Consider the following 15,743-nt stretch of genomic DNA (forward strand, 5'->3'; position numbering starts at 1 on the left):
TCTAATTATCGGTTTAATTTGCGTGTAGATTCTCGTTCAACAAGACTTGTATCTATATAAGCGGTATCATAAACTTCGGCGCCGGTTTCCTCACGCTCTAGCTTTTCGATAAGTATAGCTGCTGCTTTGCGCCCCATTTCTTCTCCGTGTTGACTCACAGCTGTTAAACTTGGAATCATGTTTTCAGAAAGTTGACCATCTGTAAAACAAACTATGGATACATCTTCAGGTATTTTCTTTCCTAGTTTAGTTAACACGCGTGTTGCGTGAACGGCAAAGAATTCATTAACCGTGAAAATACCATCAAGTTCATTATTAGTAACAAAATCTTCAATGCGTCTCTTTGATTCTTCAGTAAGGTCATCTATATTATCTAACTTCAGTATTAAATCATCATTGGCTTCAATACCAAAATCATCAAGAGCATCCAGATATCCTTCGGTACGTAAACGTCCAACACTTATATAATCTTCAGAAGTTATAATCCCTATTTTACGACAACCGGTACGCACCATATGGGTGACTCCCTTTTTTGCTCCTGCTTTATCATCAATAAGTACACGGTCGCAAGAAATACCCTCTACAACGCGATCAAACATGACAACAGGCATACCCTGCTCAATTACTTCATTTAAATGATGGTAATCTTCTTTAAGCATGGTTTCTTTAGATATAGAAAGTATAAAACCATCTGTGCTTCCATTCGCCAGAAGCTCCATATTTTCAACTTCCTTGTCAAAACCATTGTTAGATAAACAAATTATCACATTATAATTACGATCACGCGCCTCTTGCTCTATACCACTAATTACGGTTGTAAAGAAGTGATGTACAATTTGTGGTATGATAACGCCTATCGTATTGGTTCTTCTATTTTTTAGGCTTAACGCTATATTGTTAGGCTTATAATTATATAACTTAGCGTAAGCTTTAATTTTCTCACGGGTTTCTTCACTTATTTCGGGGCTATCTCTCAACGCTTTAGAAACCGTAGAAATAGATACTCCAAGTTCTTTAGCTATCAGTTTGAGGGTCAGTTTTCTTTTCATAATTCAAATCCTAATATAATTTATATTCGATTTTATCTATTTATTGTACTAAATTTAAGAATTGGTAAAATTAGCTAACTAAATCGATTAAGTTATCTTAAATTTTATTAATTTTCCTTCATTTTCATATTGAATGAAACCAATAAAACAACTCAAATTGAAAGGTATAGCCCTCAAATTAGTACTGATTTTAATCCTTGTCTCCTGCAAAGAAGAAAAGAATTCAATTACAGAGCCTAAAGATACTACAGACATGACATATTACGAAAATTTTCGCCCACAATATCATTATTCTCCTGAAGCAAACTGGATGAATGATCCTAACGGACTTGTTTACCACAATGGTACGTATCATTTGTATTTTCAGTATCACCCAGAGTCTACTGTCTGGGGGCCTATGCACTGGGGGCACGCTACCAGTAAAAATTTAAAAGATTGGCAAAATGAACCTGTAGCACTGGCACCAGATTCACTAGGTTATATATTTTCGGGGAGTGCGGTTATAGATTCTTTAAACACATCTGGTCTGGGTACTGCAGAAAACCCACCTCTTGTAGCGATGTTTACTTATCATGAACCTAAAGGCGCCGAAGCTAAAACGACAGACTTTCAATATCAGGGCATCGCATACAGTCTCGATAACGGGAAAACTTTCACAAAATATGAAGGAAACCCGGTGGTACCTAACACAGAAAATCTGATAGACTTTAGAGACCCAAAAGTGTTCTGGGATAAGCAAACTCAAAAATGGATTTTAATTCTTGTTGCCGGAGATTATGCCATGTTCTATAATTCAGACAATTTAATAGACTGGACCTATCTGAGTGAATTTGGTAGAGATAGAGGCGCGCACGGTGGAGTTTGGGAATGCCCCGATCTTTTTCCTTTAACGATTGCAGAAACCGGAGAAACTAAGTGGGTTTTGTTTATTAGTATTAATCCCGGCGCACCTAACGGAGGTTCAGGAACTCAATACTTCGTAGGTGAGTTTGATGGTAGAACATTTACTTCAGAACAAAAAGATGAAAAATGGATTGATTTGGGACGGGATAATTATGCAGGTATTACTTACAACAACCTACCTGAGAATCAGCGTATTTTTATAGGCTGGATGAGCAATTGGGAATATGGCCAGGAAACGCCAACAGAAGCCTGGAGAAGCGCAATGACGCTTCCGCGGAAATTAGAATTACACAAAACAAATGAGTACTATTTATCTAACAATCCACTTGCAGATTTTACCGAAGGTCTTGAAGTTTTGACTCCCAAAACTAAATTAGAATCAGATGTTCTCACCTTTACAGACAGTTCTCTTCATCAATCTAAAATCTATTTTGAAATGCCAAAACCGGTAGTAGATTTTGAACTGCAATTAAGCAATACAAAAGGAGAACATTTAACGGTTACTTTTGATGCAATTTCTCAAGAGTACACCTTAGACCGAAGTAAAAGTGGCCAGATTTCATTTTCAGAAAAATTTGCTTTACCCCTTATGAAAGCTCCTGCGGTTTTTAATAATGATACAACCGCTGAATTTGCCATATATATGGATGCTTCTTCTATAGAGTTTTTTGGAGATGGTGGTATGAATGCTCTTACAGCTCAATTTTTTCCAAATGCCCCATACACGCAGTTTAAATTAAAAACTAAAGCAGCAGTTTCAAATCTTAGCATTACCCCTATACCGAGTATTTGGTAAAAATTAGTTACTAAACAAAGAACACTTAAATGAAAGCAGTACAAAAATGGTCTATTACGGTAGCTTTAGCAGGATTTCTATTTGGTTTTGATACCGTAGTTATTTCTGGGGCTAATTTGCCGGTTAGACAGTTATGGGATCTTTCTCCTCTTTTTCACGGTTTATTCATAATGTCAATGGCCTTATGGGGTACAGTATTAGGCTCACTTACCGGTGGTATTCCCTGTGATCGTTTTGGCAGAAAAAAGACTTTATTCTGGATAGGTGTTTTATATCTAGTATCTGCTGTAGGTTCGGCACTATCTCCAGACCCTTATTTATTTTCATTTTTTAGATTTATTGGTGGTGTAGGTGTAGGTGCCTCATCTGTGGCCGCTCCTACCTATATTTCTGAAATTTCAACCGCGTCAAACCGCGGTAAACTGGTTGCTTTGTATCAATTTAATATTGTTTTTGGTATACTTATCGCATTCTTTTCAAATTATCTTTTAGAAGGTTTTCAGGGTGCAAATGACTGGCGCTGGATGCTGGGTGTAGAAGGGATACCTGCAATACTTTACATCTTACTGGTGTTAGGAGTTCCTGAAAGTCCGCGATGGCTGTTACACAAACGAAAAGATGAAAAAGAAGCTTTTGAAATTCTCAATCGCGTATATCCTATCGCCGAAGTGCAGCAAAAAATAGATACTATAAAAACAGAACTTGCCAAGACTTCAGACGATGTTACCCTGTTTACTAAACGATATAAAAAACCACTTATACTCGCTTTTTTGATTGCATTTTTTAATCAGGTTTCCGGTATTAATTTCATACTATATTATGCCCCAGAAATATTAGTAAAAGCAGGTTTAGCTACAGAAGACTCCTTATTTAATTCTATATCTATAGGTGTAATTAACCTCATATTTACCTTTGTGGGCGTAGGCTTAATAGACCGCCTGGGCAGACGTACCCTTATGTTTATAGGCTCTATTGGTTATATCATAAGTTTAGCTACTGTTGCTTGGTGTTTTTACACAGGAGCAAGCTCCTCTATCCTTTTAGCCTTTATACTAATGTTTATCGCCTCCCATGCTATAGGACAGGGAGCCGTAATCTGGGTGTTTATATCTGAAATTTTCCCAAACAAAGTACGTGCTTATGGTCAATCCTGGGGTACCGGTACGCACTGGGTTTTTGCCGCTTTGATAACCTTGCTTACTCCTGTTTTTCTAGATAGTGAAGATGGAATTTTTAAAGACAACCCCTGGCCTATATTTGCATTTTTTGCAGCTATGATGGTTTTGCAATTGTTATTTACCAAGTTTATGATGCCAGAAACCAAAGGCATTTCGTTAGAAGAATTAGAAGATAAATTATTAGGTTAGGATGAAAGAGTCAATTACAGCAATAAGTTTTGGAGAAATTTTATGGGATGTTTTTCCTGACGGAAAGGCGTTAGGAGGTGCACCGCTAAACCTATGTCTTAGATTGCAAAGTCTGGGCGTCTCTATGCAAATGATTAGCAGGTTAGGCACAGATGGTCTTGCAGAAGAAACACGTTCTGCTATTGATCAATTTGAACTCAATCAGGATTTAATACAAGAAGATGATGATCTTGAAACCGGGCAGGTACTGGTAACCTTAGATGATACGGGAAGTGCTTCTTACAAAATTAAAAGTCCTGTTGCCTGGGATACAATAAAACTTACCGAAGCTAATCAGGAAGCCGTTGCACATGCAGATTTATTTATTTTTGGCTCTCTGGCTGCACGCAATGAAGTTTCAAGAAATACTCTTAAAGAGTTATTACCGCAAAGTAAATTTGCCATTTTTGATGTAAACCTGAGGAAACCGCATTATAAATTAGATCATATTGTGCAGTTTATGAAGCAGGCACAAATGGTTAAAATGAATGATGAAGAACTAACCGAAATAGTAACACATCTTGAAATCAAAAGTGTGGTTATGGAAGATCAACTAGCTGACTTAAGCAAACTTACTAATACCCAACTTATTTGTGTAACCTGTGGCGAAGCAGGAGCTGTACTTTATAAAAATGGCCATATGTATTCACACAGTGGCTATAGCACAACAGTTGTTGATACCGTAGGTGCTGGAGATTCTTTCTTAGCCGGGTTAATAAGCCAACTTTTTAAAGAAGAAAATACTCCGGAAGATGCACTTGCATTTGCCTGCGCTCTGGGCGCCATGGTTGCCGGTAAAAAAGGAGCCAATTCTAAAATTTCTAAAGCTGAAATTCTTGAAAAAATGGCGGAATAATTATTCTGCCATTTGTTCACATAGCGCAATAGTTTCTTCAACATGCGCCAACGTTGTTCTGGGGTTTATTAAACACATTCTCAAAACGGTCTGACCATTTAATACCGTAGTAACTAACATAGCCTCCCGAGAATCAACTACTTTTTCTGAAATTTTAGAGTTTAAATTATCAAGTTCAGCTTCAGTTAAATTGCGGTCTATAGGATTGTATCTAAAATTGATAATCGCTAGTGTGGCAGGAGATACCACTTCCCACTTTTTACTTTTCCGAAGAATACTTTCAACTTTTTCGCACAAATCAAAATTGTATTGCACCGCCTCCCGAAACGCTTTAAGGCCAAAGGTTTTAATACTCATATAAAACTTAAGTGCTCTAAACCGTCTGGTAAGTTGTATCCCGTGATCGTAGAAATTTATTTCTGAACTGTTTCCTTCTACATCCTTTAAATATTCGGGCTTTTCAGTAAAAGTACCGCTCAGCCATTTATGATTGCGCACCAGTAAACACCCCATTTCGTACGGCTGGTAAAACCACTTATGCGGATCAACAGTAAGCGAATCTGCCTTGTCTATACCTTTTAAAAGTTGCTTACCGTTTTTTGCTAAAATTGCTGCTCCGCCATAGGCGCCGTCAACGTGAAACCATAGGTCTTCGGTTTTTGCAATCGCTCCTAACTCGGGGAGTTGATCTACTGTACCGGTATTTGTTGTACCTGCAGATGCTAATAAACAAAAAGGTTGTAACCCCGCAAGACGATCTTTATTAATTGCATTTTTCAGCTTATTTAAGCTAAACTTAAACTCTCCATCGGTAGGAATAAGGCGTATTTGATCTTTTCTAAAACCTATAACCCGTATGGCTTTAATATTTGAAGAATGAGCCTGGTCTGAAAGGTAAATTACTGCTTTAGAAAAATCGTCACCACACTTAATGTTTCGGGCAGTCACCAGCGCAGTTAAATTTGCCATAGAACCCCCACTGGTAAATATACCGCCACCTCTTTTCTGCGGAAAACCATACAAATCAAGAAGCCAGTTTACAGTTAAAATCTCTAGTTCTGCAGCAGCGGGAGAAGCGATCCACCCACCAGAAAAAATATTAAATCCTGTCGCCAGGGCATCTGCAATAGCACTTACATAGTTACTGGGCCCGGGAACAAAAGAGAAGAACTTAGGGTGACTTAACAAATTAGTAAACGGCATTACCTTCTCCATCACCGTATCTAAAACAGTATCTACCGGGGTGGCAAGCTCAGGAATTGATTCTCCCAATAAAGAATCCATCTCTTTACGTGTAGCTAGCGACACCGGTTTTTTATCTTCCTGCCCTAAATGATGTGCAATTATAGAATCAATAACTTTATAACCATACTGGCGCATTTCTGCTTCAGACAATTCTAATCGTGCTTCTGGTTTTGCTTTCATCATTTATATTTTTTGCAAAACTAGGTGTTTAAAAAACTACTAGAAAAATATCCTTCACAAGAAGTCTTAAAATATTGGTTTTACCCCGATATCGTAATAGTTAATGAATCCTTTCTTTTATCAAATAATTAAAGATCTAAAAAAACAACGGTACTTTAGATTACCCTAACTTTGCGCTATAATTAAATCAATTGGGTTTGAAAGATAGCATATCCAAAGTTCTGACATTAAATACATTATTTCGTTCTGCTTTTGTTCTAAGCCTCATCGGGGTTTTTGCATTTATAATTGATTTTGGATACGAGCAGTCTTCTCAGATTCAAAATTTCTTAAATGCCTATTACCTTATCATTCTCTTTGTAGGTATTGCCGTGACTTTAGTGCGCTATTTTACCTTTTCTAAAAAACTAAGCACTCAGGTTATCGTATTTGATGCCCTGTCAATTCTATTTACAATTTATGTAATAGGAATTCATTTTTTTTCGCAAGAAGCACACAGACACCTCAGCTTTTTGTACAACGACAATTGGATTAAAGCTGCCATTTTACTCACTTTTATAAGAGAATTTGCAGAGCAGCGCCTCAATTACAGGCGTAACTACCTTAACCCTGCACAATTATTTATTGTAAGTTTTATTGGTATTATTTTATTTGGAACACTACTGCTCAAATTACCCAACGCAACTTATGAAGGCATTTCATTTTTAGACGCCCTGTTCACCTCAACAAGTGCAGTATGCGTTACCGGCCTAATCGTTGTAGACACCGGCAGTTATTTCACTCCCTTTGGCCAACATATCATTGTTTTTCTCATTCAATTAGGGGGTCTGGGGATACTTACATTTGCAAGTTATTTTAGCTATTTTTTTAAAGGGGTTACCTCTTTTGAAAATCAGGTTGTTTTAAGTGATATGACTAATTCTCAGAAAATAGGCGAAGTATTTTCTACCTTAAAACGCATCTTACTTATTACATTTTCTATAGAAGCTATTGGTGCATTAATCATTTTTTCAAGTTTAGAAGTTAAACACATACCCGAATTTTTTGACCGGGTATTTTTTGCAGTTTTCCACGCGGTTTCTGCTTTTTGTAATGCCGGTTTTTCTACACTTTCTAATGGCATTTATGATCTAGATTACCGCTATAATTATGTAATGCAGCTTACCTTAATTGGCCTCTTTGTTTTTGGAGGACTAGGTTTTCCTATCGTAATCAATGTGATTAAATATTTAAAGTACAAAATTATAAGTCCGCTTTTATTGGGTCACACAAAAACAACAATCTATAAACCCTGGGTTTTAAGTCTCAATAGTCGTATTACCTTAATCACCACAGGAAGTTTAATGGCAATAGGTACGGTTATATTCTTCTTCAATGAGTATAACAACACCTTAGTAGAGCATAGAGGATTAGGGAAATTTGTTACTGCTTTTTTTGGCGCGACTACCCCGCGTACGGCCGGTTTCAACACCTTAGACATGAACCAGCTTCACTTTTCTACACTCATGATGATTTTCTTTCTCATGTGGGTAGGAGCCTCTCCCGCATCTACTGGTGGTGGTATAAAAACAAGTACGTTTGCCATTGCAACTCTAAACTTTTTTAGTCTGGCAAAAGGAAAAACACGTATAGAAGTGTACCGTAGAGAAATAGCAGATATTTCGGTGCGCAGGGCCTTTGCAATTATTTCGCTTTCACTGGTTGTAATAGGTTTTGCAGTGATCTCAATTGCTGCATTTGACCCCGAGAAAACCTTACTCAGCATCGCTTTTGAATGTTTTTCTGCTTACAGTACTGTGGGCTTAAGTTTAGGGATCACCGCTACCCTAACCGCTGCAAGTAAGGGAGTTTTAATTATCGTAATGTTTATAGGTAGAGTAAGTATGCTTACGATTATGATTGCGCTTTTTAGAAAGATCAAATACAAAGACTATCGCTATCCTACGGAAGAGATTTTGATGAATTAAACAGGTTTAGATTATGAAATATATCATTTTAGGGTTGGGAAATTTTGGAGCTTCTTTAGCCGAAAAATTAACAGCTTCAGGAAACGAGGTTATAGGTATCGACATTAAAATGAATCGTGTTGACGCTTTAAAGGAAAAAATAACACATACTATTTGTCTTGATGCCACAGATGAATCTACTGTAACCGGCTTACCTCTTAAAGATACTGATATTGTTATTGTTGCCGTAGGTGAAAATCAAGGTGTAAACGTAATGATCACCGCATTATTTAAAAACCTGGGCGTAAAAAGATTAATAAGCAGAGCAGTGAACTCCCTTCACGAGAATGTTTTAAATGCAATAGGGGTTGATGAGATCGTACATCCTGAGCAGGAAAGCGCCGAACGCTGGGCAAAAAAACTGTGTATGCGGGGTGTTGTTGATTCGTTTGAACTCAATGAATATTTTAGTATTGTAGAGATTAAACTACCGCAACGCTATGAAAATAAAACCATCGAAGATGTAAAGTTTAGAGAGCGTTATAATCTACTGGTATTAACAACAATAAAAAATGCACACGTTCCTACTAATATAGGCAAACGCAAAACCATTATAGATGTTCAGAGTGTTGCTACACCTCATTTACTTCTTGAAAAAGATGATATACTTGTGCTATACGGTTCAAATAAAGACATCAAAAAATTTATAAGCTCAAAATAATGCCTAAAACATAAAACAAAATGTTTCCGAAGAAGATTAAAAAATCACCTCCAGAAACATCATTATGCATAAGGCTTTAAGTTATTTATTCAATGTCATAAAAAGCAACGCCGCAAATACTGCTCCTATAATGGGCCCAACAACCGGAATCCACGAATAGCTCCAGTTACTATCTATTTTTCCTTTGATAGGTAATAATGCATGAACAATACGCGGACCTAAATCACGTGCAGGATTAATAGCATAGCCGGTGGTACCTCCTAAAGAAAGGCCTATTCCCCAAACAACAAATGCAACTGGGATAGCGCCTATAGAACCTAAACCTACTTTAGTTCCTGCGCCATCATTAATCTCGGCTTCAGAGAAATAAAACACACAGATTAATAAAACAAAAGTTCCAATAATCTCACTTATTATATTTCTAAATTTATTAGGTATTGCAGGAGCAGTACAAAAAACTGCACGCTTTAAACCACCATCTTCAGTCGCATCAAAATGATCTTTATACATCACATAAACGAGAGACGACCCTAGCATTGCACCTATAAACTCTGCTGCGATGTATGTAGGCACATCTGCCCATGGAAACAAGCCTGCCACCGCTAGACCTACAGTCACTGCGGGATTTAAATGAGCACCACTGTATGGGCCGGCAACTACTACACCTACAAAAACTGCAAGTCCCCAGGCTGTAGTGATTCCCATCCAGCCACTGCCGTGACCTATGGTTTTATTTAAAATATCATTAGCAACTATCCCACCTCCTAAAAGAATGAGTAGTCCTGTACCTAGAATTTCTGCTATAAAAGGAGTCATAAATATAAGATGTTATAGGGTTGTCCAATATTCTAAAGCCTTAATTGCACGATACCAACCTTTGATACCTTCTTCAATTTTTGCTTTGTCTTTTTTAGGTTCAAAACGCTTATCCTCTTCCCACATCTCTTGTATTTGCTCTTTACTATCCCAAAATCCCACGGCAAGACCGGCAAGATAAGCTGCTCCTAAGGCAGTGGTCTCAGTTATTTTAGGCCTTATTGTAATTGAGTCTAAAACATCTGCCTGAAATTGCATGAGTGTATTATTTATAGAGGCACCACCATCTACACGTAACTCTTTAATTTCGATCCCAGAATCTGCATGCATAGCTTTAAGAATATCCATTGTTTGATACGCAATTGCTTCAATTGAAGCTCTGGCTATGTGTGCATCTGTTGTACCTCTTGTGATCCCAAATATGGTTCCTTTCCCTTTTTGATTCCAGTAGGGTGCACCCATCCCTGCAAAAGCAGGAATAAAATATACACCCTCTGTAGATTCTACAGAACCGGCTAATTGCTCAACATCCTCAGATCTTTTAATTATTCCCAGACCATCACGTAACCACTGCACAACAGCTCCTCCTATAAAAATACTTCCTTCTAAAGCATATTCTGTTTTACCTCCTATGCGCCACGCTACAGTGGTCAATAGGTTATTTTTAGAAAGTATGGGTTTATCACCTATATTCATTAACATAAAACAACCGGTGCCATAAGTACTTTTTACCATTCCCTTTTTAGTACACATTTGACCGAATAACGCTGCCATTTGATCACCTGCAATACCTGCAATAGGAATTTTTGAAGCAAAAACTGTAGTTTTAGTATGACCATAGACCTCGCTACTGTCTTTAACCTCCGGAAGCATACTTTTAGGGATATCAAAAAGCTCTAGAAGTTCATCATCCCATTGCATTGTATTAATATTAAAAAGTAGCGTTCTACAGGCATTAGTAGCATCGGTAACGTGAAGCTCGCCTTTTGTAAATTTCCAGATAATCCAGGTATCTATCGTACCTAATACGAGATCTCCAGCTTCAGCTTTCTCGCGTGCTCCTTCTACGTTATCAAGTATCCATTTAACTTTTGTCCCAGAAAAATAGGAGTCTATAACGAGACCGGTTTTCTCCTGAATCATTTCAGTCTTACCGTCTTTCTTTAAGCTATCGCAATAGTCTGCAGTACGCTTATCTTGCCAAACAATGGCATTATATACGGGCTCCCCGGTTTTACGGTCCCATACGACAACGGTTTCCCGTTGATTAGTAATACCTATTCCTGCTATATTCTTTCCATTCAACCCTTTAGAAACAGTAGCTTCTGCAGCAACCCCTGCTTGAGTAGACCAGATTTCCTGAGGATCGTGTTCTACCCATCCCGGCTTTGGAAAATATTGGGTAAACTCTTTTTGAGCAACTGAAACAATTTTCCCTTGTTTATCGAAAACGATTGCGCGAGAACTCGTAGTTCCCTGATCCAGGGCTAAAATATACTGGTCCATACTTAATTGATTTATTGGTTATAAAAAGCACCTCAATTTAATAAATTAAGGTGCCGGGTTGATTTTATTATTGTGAAACTGCACTATTACTTATACAATAATGATTTGCCAGTCTCGTAAACGTTTCTATTTGATCTTGTTTCCAAGCCTCATCTTTATGTAATTCTTCAGCAATTAAAGTCGCAACCTCTACAGTCATTTCTTTTGCAGCCTCTGCGTCGAGAAACAAAGCTCTTACGCGTCTTGCAAGCACATCTTCTACAGTACGTGCCATTTCATTACGCACCGCCCATACTACCTCAGCTTTACAAAATGGCAATCTAGAATGTAGCTTTTCACCCAGGCTTGCATCTGCTGCAATTAGAGCTGCAATACCTCTTTGATCTGTACCATAAATATATAAATGATTATCGCGATCTTGAGTAGGCATTGCACCATGAATCGAGAGATTTGAAGTCTGGCAGGCTTTCTTCGGAAGTTTTTTAAGTGCAATGGCCTTATTAATGGTGTCCTGAGCCATACGTCTATAGGTTGTCCACTTTCCTCCGGTGATCGTTAATAAACCTGATTCTGAAACAATAATCTTGTGACTTCTTGATATTTCTTTAGTCTTTTCTGAATTGTCTTTAGGAGCCGCAAGCGGACGTAGACCTGCAAAAATACTACGCACATCAGAACGCTTAACAGGCTTATCGAGGTAATTATTAAATGTTTTCAGTATAAATTCTATCTCCTGCTCTTGCGCCTGAGGCTCTAAGCTGTGATCATCAAGATTTGTATCTGTAGTCCCTACAAGTACTTTATCGTGCCACGGCACTGCAAATAAAACCCTTCCATCATCTGTTTTAGGAATCATTATTGCGTCGTCTCCCGGTAAAAATGATTTGTCAAAAACTAAATGCACACCTTGACTTGGCACTATAGATTTTCGGGCATCACTTTTCTGCATTTTTAAAATCTCATCAGAAAAAACGCCTGTAGCGTTAATAACCAAGTCACTTGAAAAGGAATATGGCTTATTAGTTTCAACATCTTGCGCTTCAACCCCAATAATTTTCCCTGAAGGATTCTGTATTAAATCGGTTACTTTAAAATGATTTAAAAGTGTTGCCCCTTTCTCAATTGCCGTTTGAGCCAGATTTATGGCTAAGCGTGAATCATCAAACTGACCATCTTTATAAACCACACCTCCGTACAATCCCTTCTGGCGTAAGGTTGAAAGACGTTCTACCGTTTTTGTTTTATTAATATGTGTAGATTTTCCCAGACTTAATTTACCCGCTAGAAAATCATAAGCTTTTAAACCTATTGTATAATAAATACCCTCCCACCAGCGGTAATTAGGTATTACAAAGCTTTGGTTTTTTACTAAATGCGGTGCATTTTGCTCCAGCAATCCACGCTCATGCAATGCTTCTTTAACAAGATCTATATTACCTTGTGCGAGATACCGCACACCACCGTGCACTAATTTCGTACTTCGGCTTGAAGTACCTTTTGCATAATCTACCTGCTCAAGCAATAGGGTTTTGTATCCGCGGGTTACACTATCTAAAGCCACTCCTAAACCTGTTGCGCCACCACCTACGATGATTACATCCCATTTATTAGTTAGTGATAAATCATCAATTATTCTATTGCGGCTAAAAATATTCTCCTCCATTTGTGTTTTACTAGTGTTGATCTTAACAAAGATAAACATATTGAAATAAAACGAATATTAACGAAAGTTAAAGTTTCGATTTAAACATCATTAATACTAAAAACGAATATAAACGAAACTAAAAGAAATCTTTTATTGTATTTGTAATCGTGTATCTTTACCTTATTCTTTCTTGAAAAACACTACAGGCACTTTATATATGGAAAGGCATCAATTAATTTTAGAACAATTAAAAAGAGAAAAACATCTTAAGGTAGCTACGCTTTGCGAACGCCTTGATGTTTCTGCCGTAACCATTCGAAAAGATTTGAAACTTCTTGAAGATAAAGGTCTGCTTTTTAGAACCCATGGCGGCGCTTCTTTAGAAAATCCGTATATGAACGAGCGCGATGTTACTGAAAAGGCTACAATTTCTGCTACCGAAAAATCTATGATTGCTGAAGCAGCTGCGGCGCGTATACAAGAAAATGACTCTATCATAATTGCTAGCGGAACCACTGTACAACAACTAGGAAAAGCAATAGTTCCTAAAGGAAAACTCAACGTAATTACATCGTCTCTACTTGTAGCAATTGAGTTATTGAAGCATAAAGATATTGACATTATTCAACTGGGCGGAAACATCAGACACCGGTCTGCATCCGTAACCGGGCATTATGCAGAGCATATTTTAAATCACATATCATCAAATCAATTTTTTATGGGTGTTGATGGGATTGATCTGGATTATGGGTGCACTACTACAAATATTGAAGAAGCTATTCTCAATCAAAAAATGATGGATGCCGCTCAAAAAACGATTATTCTAGCCGACTCTTCAAAATTTGGGAAACGCAGTCTTGCAAAAATTTGTAATCTCGATGATATTAGCGAAATTATTACAGATAAAGATCTTTCTCCTGCTATTGCAGACCGTATACAAGAAATGGGAATTAAACTAACCCTGGTTTAATTATTCAACCTTAGCTTCATATACTTTATTTTACTGCGGTTATGGGTATAAGTAAGGTGTATAAAACCTTTTGAATCCTGGATGATAGCAGGATAACTAAATTCGCCTTTTTCTTCATCCTCCAACTTTAAAATGTCTTCCCAAATTGTTCCATCTGCGCTATAGGCAAGGTTTAGTTTATTACGCCCATCAGACCAGTCTTTGCCAGCTTCTGCAGGATTATAAACTAATAAAAACCCACCACCATCTAAAGTCACAGCATCAATACCGCTATTTGGGTTTAAAACTGTACCGGGTTTTGCGACAGACCAAGACTTACCTGCATCTGTACTGATACTTTCTAAAACATAATTTTGATCACTTCGCAACAACGCTTTTAGAGTCCCCTTTTTTAGCTGAACTAGTGTAGGCTGAATTACTTTAACCGAATCTGCAGATGGAATTGCAACCCTTTGCCAGGTTTTACCTTGATCGCTAGATAATTCTACGTGAGATTTCCAGGTGTTTCCATCTTCACTTTCTATACTCGACGGACTTACAATAACTCCCGAATCTAATTGAATGGGTTTGTTTTTTATAGGTCCTAAAATCCCTTCGGGCAAACGTATTGCGTCAGACCAGGTTTTGCCATCATCATTAGAACGTTTCAGCATTCCCCACCAGCTTGATGGTGATGGTCCTTCTTTATAAAATAACAGCAATTCTTGTTGTTGATTTTTAAATAAAACAGGGTTCCAGGTAGGATTACTTATCGTATCATTTGGTGTTTTTCCGTCTGCTATTTTTGATGGAGTTGACCATCCTGAATCTGATTTAAAGCTTTGATAAATACTTACATTAGGGTGACGCTCATACTCGCCACCAAACCAGGCAGCGATTATAGTCCCTTCTTCGGTTTCAACTAATGTTGACGCATGACATTGCGGAAAATCTGATTTATTATAGATAAACGCGTTTTCTAAAACCTCAACCTCAGGTAATTTTTTTTCAGCACAGCTTGAAAAGAGAACACTTGCAACCAGAAAAAATTTGAATTTTAAAAACATATAAAAGCTATAGTATATTAGTTGAGTTCACCTACAATTAACTTTCCGTGATAAGCTTTTGCACCTAAAAGCTGGTCTAATTCTGTTAAATTAAATTGAGAAATTTTACCAGCAGGCATTACCGTAATTTTAGATTCTGCTAGGGCTACCATAACTTTTAAATTTTCTGCTCCATCAAAAGCATTAGATTTCCCGCCAGAAGTTAAAACCGTGTCGATGCCTTCTATATGGAGTAACTCTTTTAATGATTCTATAGGATTTATTGTCTCATCAATAGCTTTGTGTATAACTATTTTTAAGGGTTGTGCAACTTCGGTGAGTTCTTTAATCGCCTTTATATTGAGCGTAGCATTAACATTTAGCACACCAAAAACCACTCCTTCTACTTTTAAGGCTTTACAAAGTTGAATACAGGTTTTCATATGTTCCAGTTCATCTTCATTGTAAAAGAAATCTCCATTGCGTGGTCGTATCATTACCCGAACCGGAATACCTACCGCTGCCACAACCGCTTTGATCAAATCTGTTGAAGGCGTCAACCCTCCAAAAGTGAGATACGCGCACAACTCTAACCGATCTGCTCCCTTTGCTTCAGCCTTTACAGCTTGTTCTAAAGTTTCTACACAGGCTTCTTTTATATAATTTACAGACATAGGGA

Annotated in this window: 13 protein-coding genes; 6 read left to right on the top strand and 7 right to left on the bottom strand. The window is 37.5% G+C overall.

The window, feature by feature from the left end; all coding sequences use genetic code 11:
* Positions 1-5: 5 nt before the first annotated feature.
* Positions 6-1,049, bottom strand: a complete 1,044-nt coding sequence (locus tag P164_RS11585; RefSeq protein ID WP_028376543.1) for a LacI family DNA-binding transcriptional regulator — start codon at positions 1,047-1,049, stop codon at positions 6-8.
* Positions 1,050-1,206: 157 nt separating this feature from the next.
* Between P164_RS11585 and P164_RS11590 the strand changes: the two genes are divergently transcribed.
* Genes P164_RS11590 through P164_RS11600 form a run of 3 tightly spaced genes read left to right on the top strand, consistent with a single transcriptional unit; the run spans position 1,207 to position 5,010 of the window.
* Positions 1,207-2,748: a glycoside hydrolase family 32 protein gene (locus P164_RS11590; RefSeq protein ID WP_234405858.1), complete on the top strand. Its 1,542-nt coding sequence runs from the start codon at positions 1,207-1,209 to the stop codon at positions 2,746-2,748.
* 29 nt (positions 2,749-2,777) lie between these two features.
* Complete coding sequence (locus P164_RS11595; RefSeq protein ID WP_028376545.1) at positions 2,778-4,115, top strand: sugar porter family MFS transporter; 1,338 nt, start codon at positions 2,778-2,780, stop codon at positions 4,113-4,115.
* Between the two features lies 1 nt (position 4,116).
* Positions 4,117-5,010, top strand: a complete 894-nt coding sequence (locus P164_RS11600; protein WP_028376546.1) for a carbohydrate kinase family protein — start codon at positions 4,117-4,119, stop codon at positions 5,008-5,010.
* Here P164_RS11600 and P164_RS11605 read toward each other — a convergent pair whose 3' ends face one another.
* A complete protein-coding gene (locus P164_RS11605; RefSeq protein ID WP_028376547.1) occupies positions 5,011-6,435 on the bottom strand; it encodes a pyridoxal phosphate-dependent decarboxylase family protein in 1,425 nt (474 codons plus the stop codon). It abuts the gene before it with no gap.
* Between the two features lie 197 nt (positions 6,436-6,632).
* Between P164_RS11605 and P164_RS11610 the strand changes: the two genes are divergently transcribed.
* Positions 6,633-8,402, top strand: coding sequence for a TrkH family potassium uptake protein (locus tag P164_RS11610; RefSeq protein WP_051621340.1), 1,770 nt, complete (start codon positions 6,633-6,635; stop codon positions 8,400-8,402).
* A 13-nt stretch (positions 8,403-8,415) separates the two neighbouring features.
* Positions 8,416-9,102: a potassium channel family protein gene (locus tag P164_RS11615; protein WP_028376549.1), complete on the top strand. Its 687-nt coding sequence runs from the start codon at positions 8,416-8,418 to the stop codon at positions 9,100-9,102.
* A gap of 81 nt (positions 9,103-9,183) precedes the next feature.
* On the opposite strand, the gene P164_RS11620 is transcribed toward P164_RS11615, so the two are convergent.
* From P164_RS11620 to P164_RS11630, 3 genes are all read right to left on the bottom strand, one after another.
* Positions 9,184-9,918 (bottom strand): MIP/aquaporin family protein, encoded by a 735-nt coding sequence (locus P164_RS11620; protein ID WP_028376550.1) that lies wholly within the window; start codon positions 9,916-9,918, stop codon positions 9,184-9,186.
* Between the two features lie 12 nt (positions 9,919-9,930).
* Positions 9,931-11,424, bottom strand: coding sequence for a glycerol kinase GlpK (gene glpK / locus P164_RS11625; protein ID WP_028376551.1), 1,494 nt, complete (start codon positions 11,422-11,424; stop codon positions 9,931-9,933).
* A 67-nt stretch (positions 11,425-11,491) separates the two neighbouring features.
* Positions 11,492-13,087, bottom strand: a complete 1,596-nt coding sequence (locus tag P164_RS11630; protein WP_028376552.1) for a glycerol-3-phosphate dehydrogenase/oxidase — start codon at positions 13,085-13,087, stop codon at positions 11,492-11,494.
* A gap of 172 nt (positions 13,088-13,259) precedes the next feature.
* On the opposite strand from P164_RS11630, the gene P164_RS11635 reads away from it, so the two are divergent.
* Entirely contained in the window at positions 13,260-14,039 is a 780-nt protein-coding gene (locus P164_RS11635; RefSeq protein ID WP_234405859.1) for a DeoR/GlpR family DNA-binding transcription regulator, read from the top strand.
* Here the strand turns inward: P164_RS11635 and P164_RS11640 are convergent.
* On the bottom strand, positions 14,036-15,085 hold the full coding sequence (locus P164_RS11640) for a sialidase family protein (RefSeq protein ID WP_035899787.1): 1,050 nt from the start codon (positions 15,083-15,085) through the stop codon (positions 14,036-14,038). The genes P164_RS11635 and P164_RS11640 overlap by 4 nt on opposite strands.
* Positions 15,086-15,102: 17 nt before the next feature.
* Positions 15,103-15,738 (bottom strand): copper homeostasis protein CutC, encoded by a 636-nt coding sequence (locus P164_RS11645; protein WP_028376555.1) that lies wholly within the window; start codon positions 15,736-15,738, stop codon positions 15,103-15,105.
* Positions 15,739-15,743 lie beyond the last annotated feature (5 nt).

The sequence above is a fragment of the Leeuwenhoekiella sp. MAR_2009_132 genome (genome assembly GCF_000687915.1).
Taxonomy (GTDB): Bacteria; Bacteroidota; Bacteroidia; order Flavobacteriales; family Flavobacteriaceae; genus Leeuwenhoekiella.

What these genes read in the sequence shown, in the direction of transcription:
- P164_RS11600 (WP_028376546.1), top strand. Translation starts at nt 4,117, where the DNA reads ATGAAAGAGTCAATTACAGCAATAAGTTTTGGAGAAATTTTATGGGAT.
- P164_RS11585 (WP_028376543.1), bottom strand. Translation starts at nt 1,049, where the DNA reads ATGAAAAGAAAACTGACCCTCAAACTGATAGCTAAAGAACTTGGAGTA.
- P164_RS11630 (WP_028376552.1), bottom strand. Translation starts at nt 13,087, where the DNA reads ATGGAGGAGAATATTTTTAGCCGCAATAGAATAATTGATGATTTATCA.
- P164_RS11595 (WP_028376545.1), top strand. Translation starts at nt 2,778, where the DNA reads ATGAAAGCAGTACAAAAATGGTCTATTACGGTAGCTTTAGCAGGATTT.
- P164_RS11605 (WP_028376547.1), bottom strand. Translation starts at nt 6,435, where the DNA reads ATGAAAGCAAAACCAGAAGCACGATTAGAATTGTCTGAAGCAGAAATG.
- P164_RS11645 (WP_028376555.1), bottom strand. Translation starts at nt 15,738, where the DNA reads ATGTCTGTAAATTATATAAAAGAAGCCTGTGTAGAAACTTTAGAACAA.
- P164_RS11640 (WP_035899787.1), bottom strand. Translation starts at nt 15,085, where the DNA reads ATGTTTTTAAAATTCAAATTTTTTCTGGTTGCAAGTGTTCTCTTTTCA.
- P164_RS11615 (WP_028376549.1), top strand. Translation starts at nt 8,416, where the DNA reads ATGAAATATATCATTTTAGGGTTGGGAAATTTTGGAGCTTCTTTAGCC.
- glpK (WP_028376551.1), bottom strand. Translation starts at nt 11,424, where the DNA reads ATGGACCAGTATATTTTAGCCCTGGATCAGGGAACTACGAGTTCTCGC.
- P164_RS11620 (WP_028376550.1), bottom strand. Translation starts at nt 9,918, where the DNA reads ATGACTCCTTTTATAGCAGAAATTCTAGGTACAGGACTACTCATTCTT.